Source organism: Acidovorax sp. 62, from assembly GCF_002754495.1.
GTDB lineage: Bacteria > Pseudomonadota > Gammaproteobacteria > Burkholderiales > Burkholderiaceae_C > Acidovorax.
This window is the reverse complement of sequence record NZ_PEFJ01000001.1, coordinates 1,955,496-1,970,332: the sequence shown is the minus strand read 5'-3', so window position 1 is coordinate 1,970,332 and position 14,837 is coordinate 1,955,496. Positions and strand designations below refer to the sequence as shown.

At 67.7% G+C, this 14,837-nt stretch carries 11 protein-coding genes; 5 read left to right on the top strand and 6 right to left on the bottom strand.

Features of this window, described 5'->3' with window-relative positions; genetic code table 11:
• Positions 1 to 60 precede the first annotated feature (60 nt).
• The gene (locus CLU86_RS08765; RefSeq protein WP_099655719.1) at positions 61 to 336 is read right to left on the bottom strand and encodes a metal/formaldehyde-sensitive transcriptional repressor; all 276 of its coding nucleotides are present in this window, start codon (positions 334 to 336) and stop codon (positions 61 to 63) included.
• 237 nt (positions 337 to 573) lie between these two features.
• On the opposite strand from CLU86_RS08765, the gene dmeF reads away from it, so the two are divergent.
• Positions 574 to 1,542, top strand: coding sequence for a CDF family Co(II)/Ni(II) efflux transporter DmeF (gene dmeF / locus CLU86_RS08760; RefSeq protein WP_099741353.1), 969 nt, complete (start codon positions 574 to 576; stop codon positions 1,540 to 1,542).
• A gap of 93 nt (positions 1,543 to 1,635) precedes the next feature.
• Positions 1,636 to 2,037, top strand: coding sequence for a hypothetical protein (locus CLU86_RS08755; RefSeq protein WP_143226690.1), 402 nt, complete (start codon positions 1,636 to 1,638; stop codon positions 2,035 to 2,037).
• A gap of 31 nt (positions 2,038 to 2,068) precedes the next feature.
• Here CLU86_RS08755 and CLU86_RS08750 read toward each other — a convergent pair whose 3' ends face one another.
• The 4 genes from CLU86_RS08750 to CLU86_RS08735 all read right to left on the bottom strand — a co-directional run bounded on the left by CLU86_RS08750 (position 2,069) and on the right by CLU86_RS08735 (position 9,212).
• Positions 2,069 to 5,911, bottom strand: a complete 3,843-nt coding sequence (locus tag CLU86_RS08750) for an EAL domain-containing protein (protein ID WP_099741351.1) — start codon at positions 5,909 to 5,911, stop codon at positions 2,069 to 2,071.
• A gap of 133 nt (positions 5,912 to 6,044) precedes the next feature.
• Complete coding sequence (locus CLU86_RS08745) at positions 6,045 to 6,929, bottom strand: DMT family transporter (protein WP_099741350.1); 885 nt, start codon at positions 6,927 to 6,929, stop codon at positions 6,045 to 6,047.
• A gap of 127 nt (positions 6,930 to 7,056) precedes the next feature.
• Positions 7,057 to 7,566 carry a methylated-DNA--[protein]-cysteine S-methyltransferase gene (locus CLU86_RS08740; protein ID WP_099741349.1) on the bottom strand — a complete coding sequence of 170 codons (510 nt, stop codon included), beginning with the start codon at positions 7,564 to 7,566 and terminating at the stop codon, positions 7,057 to 7,059.
• Between the two features lie 50 nt (positions 7,567 to 7,616).
• The gene (locus CLU86_RS08735) at positions 7,617 to 9,212 is read right to left on the bottom strand and encodes a DNA-3-methyladenine glycosylase 2 family protein (protein WP_099741348.1); all 1,596 of its coding nucleotides are present in this window, start codon (positions 9,210 to 9,212) and stop codon (positions 7,617 to 7,619) included.
• A 278-nt stretch (positions 9,213 to 9,490) separates the two neighbouring features.
• Between CLU86_RS08735 and CLU86_RS08730 the strand changes: the two genes are divergently transcribed.
• The 3 genes from CLU86_RS08730 (at position 9,491) to CLU86_RS08720 (ending at position 13,170) form a co-directional block, all read left to right on the top strand.
• Positions 9,491 to 10,879 carry a phosphomannomutase/phosphoglucomutase gene (locus CLU86_RS08730; protein ID WP_099741347.1) on the top strand — a complete coding sequence of 463 codons (1,389 nt, stop codon included), beginning with the start codon at positions 9,491 to 9,493 and terminating at the stop codon, positions 10,877 to 10,879.
• 69 nt (positions 10,880 to 10,948) lie between these two features.
• Positions 10,949 to 11,761, top strand: a complete 813-nt coding sequence (locus CLU86_RS08725) for a carbon-nitrogen hydrolase family protein (RefSeq protein WP_099741346.1) — start codon at positions 10,949 to 10,951, stop codon at positions 11,759 to 11,761.
• Complete coding sequence (locus CLU86_RS08720; RefSeq protein ID WP_099741345.1) at positions 11,758 to 13,170, top strand: 3-deoxy-D-manno-octulosonic acid transferase; 1,413 nt, start codon at positions 11,758 to 11,760, stop codon at positions 13,168 to 13,170. Before CLU86_RS08725 ends, CLU86_RS08720 begins: the two co-directional genes overlap by 4 nt.
• A 51-nt stretch (positions 13,171 to 13,221) precedes the next feature.
• On the opposite strand, the gene CLU86_RS08715 is transcribed toward CLU86_RS08720, so the two are convergent.
• Positions 13,222 to 14,808, bottom strand: coding sequence for a BLUF domain-containing protein (locus CLU86_RS08715; protein WP_099741344.1), 1,587 nt, complete (start codon positions 14,806 to 14,808; stop codon positions 13,222 to 13,224).
• Positions 14,809 to 14,837 lie beyond the last annotated feature (29 nt).

Genomic DNA, 14,837 nt, shown 5'->3' with positions numbered 1-14,837 from the left:
GGGGAGGTCGCCCTGGCGCGGGCCGCTGGATGGACCGCGCTGGGCCGTGCCGGTGAACGCTTATTTCAGGTACGAGCGCAGCGTGGTTGCCAGGGCCGCCATGTCTTTTTCGCGCTGGGTGGGTTCGATGTCGGGCTGACCCAGGTGCTCCCGGATATGCCCCTCCAGCACCTCCGCCATCAAGCCATTCACGGCGCCGCGAATGGCCGCGATCTGCTGCAGGATGGCCTGGCACTCTCCCTCATCCGACAGCGCACGCTCCAAGGCCTCGGTTTGCCCCTTGATGCGGCGCACGCGCGACAGCAAACGCTTTTTTCCGGTAATGGTGTGGCTCATGGGCGGTGATCTTAGGGCCTGTTGACGCCTTGCCACGGTTGTGCCTTTGCCTGTGCGGACCATGGGGGGCGTGGCTGCTTGTACGGCGCGAAGTACCGGCGCTTCCCCACCTGTTTCCGCTTGATCCTTGCTGCAGGTCTGAGTCCCGTTGAAAACCTTGGCAAAAGCAGCGCTAGGCTGTATATAAAAATACTGGTGGGGGGTATATTCAGCGATCAACTTTTGAGCCCTGCGTTCATGCAAACCTCCATCGCAGCCCACGGGTGGCAGCACCCGCACCATTTCAGCGAAGGCAATCCTTTGGCAGAGCGCAACACCACCTGGGCGGTGGTGCTGACGGCCAGCATGATGGTGGTCGAGATTGTGGGAGGCTGGGTCTATAACTCCATGGCCCTGGTCTCTGACGGGTGGCACATGAGCTCGCACGCCCTGGCGCTGGGCCTGTCGGTGCTGGCCTATGTCTGGGCCCGGCGGCTGGCGGGCAGCCAGCGGTTTGCCTTTGGCACCTGGAAGATCGAAGTCCTGGGCGGCTTTACCAGCGCTGTGTTGCTGACCCTGGTGGCTGCGTTGATGCTGTACCAGTCGGTGGACCGGCTGTTCACCCCCAGTCCCATCCATTACGACGAGGCCATCGTGATCGGGGTGGTGGGGCTCCTGGTCAATCTGGTGTGCGCCTGGCTGCTGCGCGGCGGGCACCATCACCACGGTCATGACCATGGACACGGACACCATCATGGTCATGACCACCCGGTGCACCACCAGGATCTGAACCTGCGGGCCGCCTACGTGCATGTGGTGGCCGATGCCGCTACCTCGGTGCTGGCCATCGTGGCCCTGTTTGGGGGCAAACTCTGGGGCGCTGCCTGGCTGGACCCAGCGATGGGCATCGTGGGCTCAGGCCTGGTGGCGTTGTGGGCCTTGGGTCTGCTGCGCGACTCTGCCACGGCCTTGCTCGATGCAGAAATGGACGCACCCGTGGTGGCAGAGATCCGTGAGGTCATCGAACAAAGCCCGGTGCCTGCCACGCTGTGCGACCTGCATGTCTGGCGCGTGGGCACCGACAAATATGCCTGCGTGGTGGCCCTGGCCACGGCGGCGGATGTGACGCCCGACTATTTCAAACAGCAGCTGCGCATCCACGAGGAACTGGTGCACATCACGGTGGAGGTGAACCATCTTCCGGCCAGCGGCGCGTTGGCGCAGTGACGTAAGTCCATTGCTATAAAGTAATTCAAAAATGATAGCTGCTAGCGCTTGCTGGGTAAGCGCTAGAGCCTGTTTTTATTGAAATCTCTGTTCATGCGTGTCTTTCTCGTTGCTGTCGCCATGGTGGTCGTTGGTGCTCTCGTCGGTGCATCGCTGCCTGTGTGGGCTGCCAAGCCCTTGCCACCTGGGGCCACGGCGGTGATCCACGCAGTGCACACGGCGGCGGGGCAGCAACGCCACGCGGCGCTGCAACGGCTGATGGCGCCAGAGTTTGTATGGAGCTTTGGTGGCAATGCGGATGCACAGCAGGCGATTGCTGCCTGGAAGGCAGACCCCAAGGCTTTGAAGGCTTTACACCGCGCGACGGGCGCGCCCTGCGCAGCGTCGCCCGACGGCAGTGTGGAGTGCCCCCGCCAAGCGGGCCGCGCCGCCCGCGCCCGCTTTGAGCCCACCGCCCAGGGCTGGCGCATGGTGTCTTTTGTGGCGGGGGATTGATCGCTGGCGAGCCGGGAGGGATGCCCCTGTTTTACAGCAGGCGCAGCCGGGTCCACTGCGTGGGCGCTTGCCAGGTGTCCATCCACTGCGCGAAAGCGTCCTGGGGCATGGGGCGGGCGATGCAGTAGCCCTGGGCTTGTGGGCAGCCCAGCTGCAGCAGCATCTGACCCTGTTCGACGCTTTCCACACCCTCGGCGATGACGCGGTAGCCAAACGAGCGCGCCAGCCCGATCACGCCCTGCACGATGGCCAGATCGCCCGGATCGCTCATCATGCCGTGCACAAAGCTCTGGTCGATCTTGAGGGTGTCCATGGGCAGGCGGCGCAGGTAGGTCAGCGACGAGTAGCCGGTGCCAAAGTCGTCCAGCGAGATGCTCACCCCCAGTGCGCGCAACGATTGCAGCGTGTGGGTGACGGCCTGCAGGTCATACAGCGCGGCGCTCTCGGTGATTTCAATCTCAACCAAATGGCCTGGCACTGTGGGGTGGCGGGCCATGCATTGCGCCAGCCAGTGGGCAAATCCGTCTTGCTGCAAATGCTGCGCACTGACGTTGATGCTCAGTGGCATGGGCATGTTGTGGGCTTGCAGCCACTCCAGCTGGACCAGTGCGGTCTCGAACACCCATTGGCCGAAGACGATGTCGAGTTCCGTGCCCTCAATCATCGGCAGGAATTCGCCAGGGGTCAGCACGCCGCGCTCGGGGTGCAACCAGCGCACCAGGGCCTCGGCACCCACCACGCTGCCCGATCGCATGTCCACCTTGGGCTGCAGGTACAGCATGAACTGGGCCTCGTTCAGCGCGTTGCGCAGGTGCTTGGCCTGCTCGCGCAGCAGTTGCACGGCACGGTCCTGCGCTGCGTCAAACAGGTGGAAACGGTTGCGCCCGGCCTGCTTGGCGGCGTACATGGCCTGGTCGGCGTGGCGCAGCAAGGTGTCGGCATCGGCATCGTCTGAAGGGAACAGCGTGTAGCCGATGCTGGCGGTGACGACCACGCGCTCGGCGTCCAGCGGGTAGGGGGCAGCCACGCTGTCCATGACGCGGGTCAGCCGGGCTTCGCAGTCGCAGCCCGATGCCAGGTGGGGCAGCAGGATGACGAATTCGTCCCCACCCAGGCGGGCCACGCAGTCTTCGGGTCGCAGTGCACGTGTCAGCCGTCCCGCCACGGCCACCAGCAGGCGGTCGCCGGCCCCGTGGCCAAAGCGGTCGTTCACGGGCTTGAAGCCGTCCAGGTCCAGGTAGGCCACGCCCAGCAAGCTGCCCTGCGCGCGGGCGCTGGCCATGGCCTCTTGCAGCTTGCGCGCCAGCAGCACACGGTTGGGCAGACCCGTCAGGGCATCAAAGTGGGCCAGTTTTTGCAGCAACACCTCTTGCTCGCGCTGTGGCGTCACGTCAATGGCCACGCCCAGCATGCGCTGTGGTGTGCCCCGGGCGTCAAAGCTCACGATCTTGCCCAGGTTGCGCACCCAGCGGGGCTGGTCGCTGCCCGTGCCGTGCAGGCGCCAGGTGGCATCAAACGGCGTGGCGTGGTGCTTGGCGTGGCGTGATATTTCTGCGGCGATGCGCTCCACATCCTCAGGGGCTACCAGGTGGGTCCAATCGGTGGGCTCGGCGCTGGCCTCTTGCCCATGGGCGCTGCGCAGGGCGCGCCAGCGGCTGTCGCCCGTCACGGTGCCTGCCTGCAAATCCCAGTCCCACAGGCCCAGCGATGCGGCCGAGATGGTGAGCGAGAGCAGCTCTTCGCGCTCGCGCACCTTCTCTTCCGAGCGTTTGCGGTCGGTGATGTCCTGCACCGAGAACATCCAGCACGGCTCGCCATCAAAGTCCGTCATGCGCATGGATTGCAGCACCGTGCGCGGCGGGCCGTTGCGCGGCTGGATGGTGACTTCGTAGCTGTTGAGCTGGCCGGTGGGCTCGGCGGCGCGGATCAGGTTGGCGCGGTCGGTGGGGTCAAAAATGCCCATCTCGATAGAGTTGCGCCCCAGGGCTTCGCTGCGCGGGATGCCGATCATCTCCTCCCAGGCCGGGTTGATTTCGACGTACTGCCCATCGCTGCAGCGCGAAAGCCCCATCGGGAAGGGCATGAGCTGGAAGATCCGGGAAAAGCGTTCCTCCGACTGGTTCAGCCGCAAGCGCGCGCGCCGGGCTTCGTCGATGTCTTGCGTCACGCCCCGCAGCCGGGCAACCCGGCCATGCTCGAGCACGGCTTCGCAGCGCGCCCGTATCCAGAGCCTGCGGCCATCCGCACGCAGGATCTCCAGGTCCATGCTCCACTCTTGCCGGTGGTCGATGCAGTTGCGGAACTTCTGGCGCAGCTCGGCCTGGTACTCGGGGGCCACGTACCGATCGATGTAGTTGTCCGGCAGGGGGCTGCCTGGGGGCAGACCATGGATCTCAAAGCACATGTCTGACCAGTACAGCAGCCCCTTGGTCAGGTCGTGCTCCCAGGCGCCCAGCCGGGCCAGGCGGCCCGCCTGCTGCAGCAGGCCGTTGCGGGTTTTCAGCTCTTCGCTGGTGCGCTCGGCCTCGGTCATGTCGTGGAAGACAAACACAAAGCCCTCTTGCCCGTTGATGTGCACGGGCCGGGCTGAGGTGAGCCCCGACACGGTGGAACCATCGGGGCGCTGCGCACGCATGGGCAACTGGTGCGCCTGCCCGTTGCGCAGCACGGCGTGCAGCAGCCGCGTGTGTTCGTGCTGGCTGGCCCACAGGTTCAGCTGCTGTGAAGTGCGGCCCAGCACCTGCTCGCGCGGCAAGCCCAGCAGGGTGCACAGGGCGGGGTTGGCCTCCAGCAGGCGCCCGTCGTTCATGCTGGCAATGCCTGCGGGGTCGGGCAGGGTCAGGTAGATGGTGCTGGACTTGGCCTCGGAGGCGCGCAGTGCGTCCTGCACCTCGTGGTGGGCGGTGATGTCCACATCCATGCCCGCCAGGCGAACGGGGCGCCCCTGGGCATCGCGTTCGGCCACCGTGCCGCGCGACATGATCCAGCGCCACTGGCCAGCCGTGTTCTTCACACGGAACTCTGCTTCGTAGGCTTCCTCCTGCCCGTTTTGCGATCTCGCCAGGTAATCCGCAGCACGCTCGGCGTCTGCTGGGTGGCGCCGTTCGTACCAGCGCTGCCACAGGTCAGGCACCTGGGTGTCCTCAATGCCAAAAGCGGCGTAAAAGTGGCCTTCGCACCGGAACTGGCGGGTGGCCACATCCCACTCCCAGCGCCCTCCGTTGAGGGAGTCGAGTGCCAGGCGCAGTTGTTCCTCGCGCTGCGCCAGCGCCTGGTGGGCCTGCTGCAGCGCCTGCGTGGCCTGTGCGCGGGCCGCCAGCAACTGGCGGCCGGTGCCCAGCAGCAGCACCCCCGCACCGTGGTGCCAGGGCATGAGTGCCAGGGCTTCCAGCACCGAGGTGGGGCTGGGCACCCCCCCGCTGATCCACAGGCCCCCGTAGGTGACTGCAGGCAGCAGCCCGGCCACGGCCAGCATGCTGATCCACAGGCGGGCATCGCCATTGCCTTGCCAGGCATACCTGCGGGCCAAAAGGCCCAGCACCCAGGCCCCCGCCAGCACGCTGCCCACGCTGGCCCAGGGGGCGTTTGGAATCCACCACTGCGCCCCCAGCGCCACACCCGCCGAGACAAGGGCCGCCACCGGTCCAAAGTACAAGCCCAGAAATGCGGTGGCCGTGGGGTGCACCACCACCCCCAGGTTCAGTGCGCTGTAGCGCAGGGTCATGAGCAGCAGCGCCGACACCAACCCCCCCACCAAGCCCGCCACCACCTGGCTGCGCATGGAAGGGCGCAGCACCTCGGCGGGCTCCAGCCACACCAGGGTCAGCACAATGAGGGCGAGCAGGCCACCGGCCAGCAGCATGATGGCGCTCATGGGACCGGTGGGCAGGCAGAAGGGGGGCGGTACCGGCCAGCAGAGGCGCCGAGCCACTGGCTTGAAAAGCCAGCGCGGCGGGGGGCTGAGGGGCGTTCGGGCACCATGCCCCGAGTTTAGGCGGGTTCAGCCCCTAGCTTCGGGGCCACAGCCTTGTGACAAGCCCGGTTGACAGCAACGTGCCGCTGACGATGACGGCCGCGCAGCCCAGCATCCACAGCGTCACGGCCTCGTGCAGGAACAGGCCGCCGTACAGCACGGCAAACAGCGGGGTGATGAAGGTCACGGCCAGGGCGCGGCTGGGGCCTGCGTGCTCGATCAGGCGAAAGTACAGGATGTACGCCACGGCGGTACACAGCAAGGCAATCGCCACAATGGCCGCCCAGGCGCGCAGCCCCGGCATCTGGGCGGGCCAGAACCACAGGGTGGGCAGTGCCAGGGCCAGCGCGGCACCCAGCTGGCTGCCTGTGGCCGTGGCAATGGGCGGCACACCCATGAGCTTGCGGCGCGCATAGCTGGCCGCAATGCCATAGCAGCACGATGCTGCCAGGCAGGCCGCAATCGCCCAGCCCGCCTGGTCAGACTTGACGCCCACTCCGGCCGGGGCACGCCAGGCCAGCAGGGCCACGCCCACAAAGCCCAACGCCAGGCCCAGCCAGCGCAGGCGGTTGATGCGGTCGCCCAGCCACAGCCAGGCCACCAGGGCCCCAAACAGCGGCACCGTGGCGTTCAAGATGGATGTCAGCCCGGTCGCGATATGCATCACGGCCCAGGCATACAGCGCAAAAGGAATGGCCGAGTTGACCACCCCGGCCAGCAAGATGGGCTGCCAGTGCTGGCGCAGCGCAGGCCATTGCCCCTGGCGCAGCAGAATGGGCCACAGCAGCACCGTGGCCAGCGCCACCCGCAGGCCCGCGGTGACGATGGGGCCAAACTCGGCCGCCCCCAAACGCATGAAGAGAAAGGACGCACCCCACAGGGCGGCCAGCAGCACGAATTCGCCCAGCCAGGAAGACATGGGCGCGGGGGAGGGACTGTTCACTCGGGGGCTTTCTGGGGTGGGGGCTGGAAATTGTCACGGTTTCTGCTGGGCCCTGCTGGCGTGGGTTTGTCGGGGCACCGGCGTGCTGCGTGGGCTGTGTGCGCTATGCAGGCATTTCTTCCAGCGCCAGCAAGGCGGCTTTGCGCGGCAGGCCTCCGGCGTAGCCGGTGAGGCTGCCATCTGCCCCCAGCACGCGGTGGCAGGGCACCACCACGCTCAAGGGGTTGCGGCCCACGGCGGCAGCCACGGCACGCACGGCACTGGGGCGGGCGATGGACTGGCTCAGCGCGCCATAGCTGGTAGTGTGGCCGCAGGGCAGGGCCAGCAAGGCACGCCACACGGTTTGCTGAAAGGCCGTGCCCACCGACAAATCCAGCGGCAGATCAAACACCTTGCGCTGGCCTTGCAGGTATTGCTGCAACTGGGCTGCAGCTTGCAGCAGGGTGGGGTGCTGCGGTGCAGGCGTCCAGGCGGGTGTGTCCTGCAATGCTGGCGGAAAGTGCTTTTGCCCGTCAAACCACAGCCCGGCCAGCCCCTGCGCGGTGGCGGCCAGCCAGACGGGGCCCTGGTCGGTAGCGATGCGGGTGTACACGGTGTTGGTGGGGTAGTGCATGGTGTTTTATTGAAAATGGCCTCTAGCGCTTGATAGATAAGCGCTAGCAGCTATGGATTTGATAGTGAATTTGCGACGGGCGGTGTGGGGGCTGCCGGCTCGGCACTGGCCTCCAGGCTGGCCCAGGCGCGCACCACGGCGTAGCTGCGCCAGGGCTGCCAGGCGGCAGAGGCCTCGGTGGCCGCCCGGGCGGGTTGCTTTTGGCCCTGCACGCCCAGCGCTTTGTGCAGCGCCACATCGCCCGCCACAAACGCATCGGGCCAGCGCAGCACGCGCATGGCGATGTACTGCGCCGTCCAGTCGCCAATGCCGGGCAGGGCGCACAGGGCGCGGGTGGTGGCGGGCACATCGGCGGTGCTGTCCAGTGTGATCTGCCCGGCATCCACTGCCCGCGCCAGCGCCACGATGGCCGCCTGCCGCTGGCGCACGATGCCCAGCTGCCCCAGTGCTTCCCCCTCGGCCCGGGCCAGCACATCGGCGGTGGGGAACAGGCGGCTGAGCTGCGGCCAGGGGGTGGCGATGGGCTCGCCAAAGCGCTCGACCAGCCGTTGCCCCAGCGTGCGCGCCGCTGCCACGGTGATCTGCTGGCCCAGCACGGCACGCACGGCCAGCTCCAGCCCATCCCACGCGCCTGGCACCCGCAGGCCGTCGCCCTGCGGAAAGTCGGCGTGCAGCACCGCGTTGATGGGCGCGGGGTCGGCATCCAGGTCCAGCAGGGCGCGCACGCGCCGCAGCACGGCGGGCAGCACGGGGTACAGGCTGTCGCTGGTTTGCAGCAGCACCTGGTGGCGGGCGGTATCAAACTGCGCCTGTACCCAGCCGGTGATGGGCTGTGCCCCTGTGCTGGGCCGCAGGCGCACGGTGCGCCGCAGGCTGGGTGCGGCACCCTCGGGCTGCGCCCACTCCACGCCATGGAACTGGCGCTTGGCAAAAAACGCCAGCAGTGCCGGGGCGTCCAGCGGCGGGCGGTAGGCCAGACGCAGCGTGCCCGTAGCCCCTTCGCCCGCCACCGCGCCGCTGCGCCGCAGGGCGGTGGGGCTCAGGCCGTAGTGCTGGGCAAACGCGGCGTTGAAGCGGCGCACGCTGCCAAAGCCACTGGCCAGCGCCACCTGGGTCACGGGCAAGGGGGTGTCGGTCAGCAGCTGCTTGGCCGTCAGCAGCCGCCGGGTCTGCAGGTACTGCAGGGGCGACAAGCCCAGTTGCGCCTCAAACAGGCGGCGCAGGTGCCGGTCGCTCACGCCCAGGCGCTCGGCCAAGGCCTGGGCGCTGTGGGGGTCGCTTTGCAAGGCGTCGGGTGCGTCCAGCAGGCGCAGCGCGTGGTGCACCAGCAGGTGGCTGGCGTCCTGGGTGGACCACACCATCGAGGCGGGCGACACCTCGGGGCGGCAACGCAGGCAGGGCCGAAAGCCTGCCCGCTCGGCCTGGGCCGCTAGGTCAAAAAAGCGGCAGTTCTCGCGCTTGGGCGTGCGCACCGAGCACACCGGGCGGCAGTAGATGCCGGTAGAGGTCACGCCCGTGAAAAACCGCCCGTCAAAGCGCGCATCCCGGGTGCGCAGCGCCATGTAGCGCCCATCGTCCGCGTCTTGCGGCGGGTGCGGCAGTGGTGTTGGGGGCTCGGTGCTGGGGGGCGTGGGCTGGGAGGGCATGGCTTGGCATGATAGGCCGATGCCTTTGGAAGACTGGCCGTTTTCGGACCTGTGCCTGCTGGGGCGGTTGACCAGGGGCGGGCGCGGCAGGCACCTACAATGCGGCGGTTATCTACCGTGTGCTGTGGCCCCTGAGCTTTGAGCAAGTTCTTTGTGGGCCACCGTGGCAGGGGCCTGCTTCTTGGCCCGCACTGCGTGGCTTCAGGGGCGGTGCCCCAAAGCCCACCACCCCGGCCATGGTTCCTGCTGCACTCCCCCATTTCAGAAAGGCCCTTTACGTGCAACTCTCGCCCGCCATCTTCAAAGCCTATGACATTCGCGGCATCGTGCCTTCGACCCTGAACGAGTCCGTGGCCCTGGGCCTGGGCCGGGCGTTTGGCACGGCCGCCCGTGCCCAGGGGCAGACGGTGGTGGCCGTGGGGCGCGATGGGCGCCTATCGGGCCCCGCGCTGGCGGGCGCGCTGATCCAGGGGCTGGTCGAGGCGGGCATCGAGGTCATCGACGTGGGCATGGTCACCACGCCCATCCTGTACTTTGCGGCCCACACGCTGTGCGCCAGCGGCATCCAGGTCACCGGCAGCCACAACCCCAAGGACTACAACGGCTTCAAGATGGTGCTGGGTGGCCGCGCCATTTATGGCGAAGAGATCCAGGCCCTGCGCCGCACCATGGAGGCCGATGCCTGGCAGTTGGTGCCTGGCGGCAGTGTGCGCCAGGCCGATGTGCTGAACGCCTACCGCGAACGCATCGTGGGCGATGTGAAGCTGGCCCGCCCCATGAAGTTGGTGGTGGACAGCGGCAACGGCATTGCGGGGGCTTCGGCGCCTGCCATCTTCCGCGCCCTGGGCTGCGAGGTGATTGAGCTGTTTTCTGAGGTGGATGGCAACTTCCCCAACCACCACCCTGACCCGAGCAAGCCCGAGAACCTGCGCGACCTGATCGCTGCGCTGCACAGCAGCGATGCCGAGCTGGGCCTGGCCTTTGACGGCGACGGCGACCGTCTGGGCATCGTCACCAAGGACGGCACCAACATCTTCCCGGACCGGCAGATGATGCTGTTTGCGCAAGACGTGCTCTCGCGCGTGCCCGGTGGCGAGATCGTTTTTGACGTGAAGTGCACCCAGCGCCTGGCCCCGGCCATTGCCGAGGCGGGCGGTGTGCCGGTGATGTTCAAGACCGGGCATTCGCTCATCAAGGCGCGCATGAAGGAAACCAACTCACCCCTGGGTGGCGAGATGAGCGGGCACATCTTCTTCAAGGAGCGCTGGTTTGGCTTTGACGACGGCACCTATGCGGGCTGCCGCCTGCTGGAGATTGTGAGCCGCAGCAGCGACCCGAGCGCAGTGCTCAATGCGCTGCCCACCAGCCACTCCACCCCCGAGCTGAATGTGGCCTGCGCCGAGGGCGAGCCGCACCGCCTCACGGCCGAGCTGCAGGCCCTGGCTGCCAGCGCCTTTGCCGCCCCCGCACAGATCAACACCATCGACGGCCTGCGCGTGGACTGGCCCGATGGCTTTGGCCTGATCCGCGCTAGCAACACCACGCCCGTGCTGGTGCTCCGGTTCGAGGGGCACACCCCCGAGGCGCTGCACCGCATTGAGGCTGCCATGCTGGCCTTGCTGGAAAAGGTCAAGCCCGGCGCCGCCGTGGGCAGTGCTGCCCACTGACGGGCAGAGCCGTTGCCGCCTTGCCCACCCAGCCCAGCCCCCGCGTTTTCCTCTCAGGCGATTGATTCCATGACCTCTTTCTCGGTGCCCGCCGGGCTCACGGTGGCTGCAGCGCAAACCCTGGTGTGGCCCGGTGACGTGGCTGCCAACGTGCAGCAGCATGTGTTGTTTGTGCAAGCCGCTGCCAGCGCGGGCGTGCAGTTGCTGGTGTTTCCGGAGCTGTCGCTCATGGGCTATGAGCCCACGCTGATGGCCCGCAACGTGCTGGCGCCCGATGCCCCGCAGCTGGCGCCGCTGCGCGATGCCGCAGCCCAGCACGGCATGGTGCTGGTGGTGGGCACGGCCGTGGCGGCCGATGCTGGCCAGGCCAATCCCGGCATTGGCTCGGTGGTGCTGCACCCCGATGGCCGCACCGAGCTGTACCGCAAGCACCATTTGCACGACGGGGAGCAGCAGTTCGCCAGCCCGGGCGCTGCGCCCGCCCACGTGACCGAGCTGGGCGCTGAGCCCGTGGGCTTGGCCGTGTGCGCCGACATCACCCACCCAGAACACGCCCAGGCCGCCCGCGCTGGCGGCGCTGCGCTGTATGCCTGCAGCATGGTGCTGTCGCCGGGCGGCTACCCCGCAGAAAGCGCGCTGCTGCAAGGCTATGCACGTACCCACGGCATGGCCGTGTTGATGGCCAACTATGGCGCGCCCACCGGCGGCTACCTGTGCGTGGGGCGCAGTGCGCTGTGGGCGCCGGGGGGCGAGCTGGTGGTGGCCGCCCCTGGCGTGGGCGCTTGCCTGGTGGTGGGACGGCGCAGCGAAGGTGGCGGGGCAGGAGCCGTGGCAGGTGCATGGACGGGGGCTGTGCTGCCCGTGCCGGGGCTGGCACCATGAGCTTCGCCCGCGCCCTCTACACCGCCGTCACCTGGTGCGCCCAGCCGCTGCTCAAGCGCAAGCTGCGCCGCCGCGCGCGGGCCGAGCCGGGTTATGCCGTGGCCGTGCCTGAGCGGTTTGGCCGCTACGCCCAGCCCATGGACAGCTTGGTGGCCCACAGCAGCATGGACTTGATGGGGCGTTTCGTCTGGATCCATTCCGTGTCACTGGGCGAGACCCGGGCCGCCGCCATCTTGCTGCGCGAGTTGCGCGCGCAACTGCCCGGCATGCGCCTGCTGCTGACCCACGGCACCGCCACGGGCCGGGCCGAGGGCGAAAAATTGCTGCAGCCCGGCGATGTGCAGGTCTGGCTGCCGTGGGACACCCCTGGCGCCGTGGCCCGCTTTCTGCGCCAGTTTCGCCCGGCCATCGGGGTGCTGATGGAAACCGAGGTCTGGCCTAACCTCATTGCTGGCTGCCAGCAGCGTGGCGTGCCCTTGGTGCTGGCCAATGCGCGGTTGAACCTCAAATCCTGGCGCAGCGCGCTCCGTCTGGGGGCCTTGGCGCGCCCGGCCTACCAGGGGCTCACCGCCGTGTGGGCGCAGTCCAAAGCCGACGCGCAGCGCCTGGAAGACCTGGGCGCGCCCGTGCGTGGGGTGCTGGGCAACCTCAAGTTTGATGTGGTGCCCGATGCCGCCCAGATGGAGCGTGGCCGCAGCTGGCGCCTGCTGACGGGGCGCCCCGTGGTCATGCTGGCCAGCAGCCGCGAAGGGGAGGAAACCCAGTGGCTGGAATTTATTCGATCAAAACAGCTTGCAGCGCAAGCAGATCAAGCGCGAGAAGCTACTGAAAATATAGCAAAGGCTACGCCCCATTCCCCGGGGCAGCAGCCAGTGCAATGGTTGATCGTGCCGCGCCACCCGCACCGCTTTGATGAGGTGCAGCAATTGCTGCAGGGTGCGGGGTTGACCGTGTCGCGGCGCAGCGCCTGGGCGGGGGACGCCCCGGTGCCCGCCGATGTGTGGCTGGGCGACTCGGTGGGTGAAATGGCTGCTTATTACGCCATGGCCGACGTGGTGCTGCTGGGGGGCAGCTTTGCCCCGCTGGGAGGGCAAAACCTGATCGAAGCGGCCGCCTGTGGCTGCCCTGTGGTGGTGGGGCCGCACACCTTCAATTTTGCCGAAGCCACCGAGCTGGCCTGCGAAGCCGGTGCTGCCTGGCGCACCCCGGGGATGCCCGCCGCAGCACAAATGGCCTGCACCCTGGTGCAAGACCCTGAGCGTTTGAAAGCCGCCCGCGCAGCAGCGCAGTCGTTCGCCCGGGCCCACCGGGGGGCGGCGCGTGCCACGGCCCGGCAGGTGGCCAATTTGCTGGGCATTTCGCCGTCGTCGCTGGCGGTGTATGCCGAAGGTGACACCCGGCCCGCCTGACCTGTTGCGCCGGGTGCAGCGGTTTTTCGGCGGCGCATTTAGAACAGTTTCTCAGGACGGCTGCGATGCGCCGTCTCCTTCACCCAGCGCGCTTTGCACCTTTTGCAAGGCCATGCGCAGCAGCAGCCGGGTGCGGGCCAGGTTGGTGCCCTCGCGGTGCATCCACAGCCACAGCACCTGCGTGGGCCAATGCGGCAGCACCAGGGTGAACTGGTAGTGCCAGCCATAGGTGGTGATCAGCTCTTCGGTGGTCCACTCGCCATCGGCCTCTGCGGCGCGGTGCAGGCGCAGCAGCACCTCATCGCACGCGGCGGAATGGGCGGCTGCGGCAGCCGCTTCGGCCTCGGGTACCGCCCCCGAAGTGCTCAACCACCGGCCTTGCTCCACGTCCAGCCAGCCGCCCCAGGCCCCTTCGGGCAGGATGGCCACGGCGTCTTCGAGGGCCTGCTGCAACACCTGGTGGTCTTTGGAGCGAGGGGGCGCGCCAGTGGTCTGCGTGGCAGCCAGGTCCGCTGGCGCCATCGCAGGTGCGATGGCCTGGAGCAAGGGGGCCGGGGCCGTCACCGCAACGTCCGCGGGCTGGGGCAATGCGGCTTGGGGAGTCTGTTGCCAGGACACGGCGGGGACTGCCGTGTCGGCCGGGTCGTGGGCCTGCTCGAGCAGGGGCTCGGGCGGAAACTCCAGCATGCGTGCGATGGCCGTCCAGATGGGCTCACCCGACAGCACCGAGGCCACGAGATCGGTGGTGGGCAGGTGGGCCTGCGTCGCCATTTCAGAAAACGACTGCGACAGATCGGCATCGCGCCCCGATGTGACGAACAGCACCTGAGGGCGCGAATGCAGCATGGCCGGGTGGCGCAGGGCCTGCTCCACCAATTGCACATCTTTGCCTGTAGCGTTGTTGCGGGTCAAAAAGACAGCGATCTCCACCTTGCTGAGCAGCGGTTGCGACAGGGTGGAGCCGAGCAGATCCAGGCTGATGCCCACCATGCGCACGGCACCCAGCGGGCCCGCCAGCACGTCCACGTAGTCGATGGGGAAGGTGTCAGCGTCCAGCCCCGTGCTGGAGGCCTTGAGCGTGTGGGGGTAGCCGCGAAAGCGCGTGGCCACGTGGCTGAAGATGGGGTTGAACCACAGCAGCGAGCTGCTGAACACCGCCACTTGCCGCACCCTGCCGCGCGGCTGGTCGGGCGGTGCCAGGGGTGGTGGCGCCGTGGGGGTGCTGGGCATGAGGAAATACCGAAACAGGTCCGGGATGGCCGCCATGGAGTCTTGCGCGCTGAATTTGCGCATGTGGGCCAGGCGCAGGTCCATGTTGGTCACTTTGGCGGGGCGCTCGACCAGGTTGGCGCTCCACTGGGCAAAGCGCTGCTTGGTCACGGCCAGCGACAGCAGCACCGTGGGGGGCGTGTTGCCCCAAAAGCCATTGATGCGGTGCACCAGCCCTTGCACCGCCTCGCGTTCGCCTTCCACCAGGTGCAGGTAGTACCCATCGGCCACGGCCAGCAGCCCGGTGAGGTGGTTGCGCCGGGCAAATTCTGCCGACGTGGCGATCAGGCTGCTCAGGGAACTTGAGCGGTCCGAGGGGCCCTGCGTCTGGCCGTAGTAGCACACCAGATAAAGCGGGTTCTTCTTCATGGCGTCACGAGGGGGCGGGAGGTGGCGGT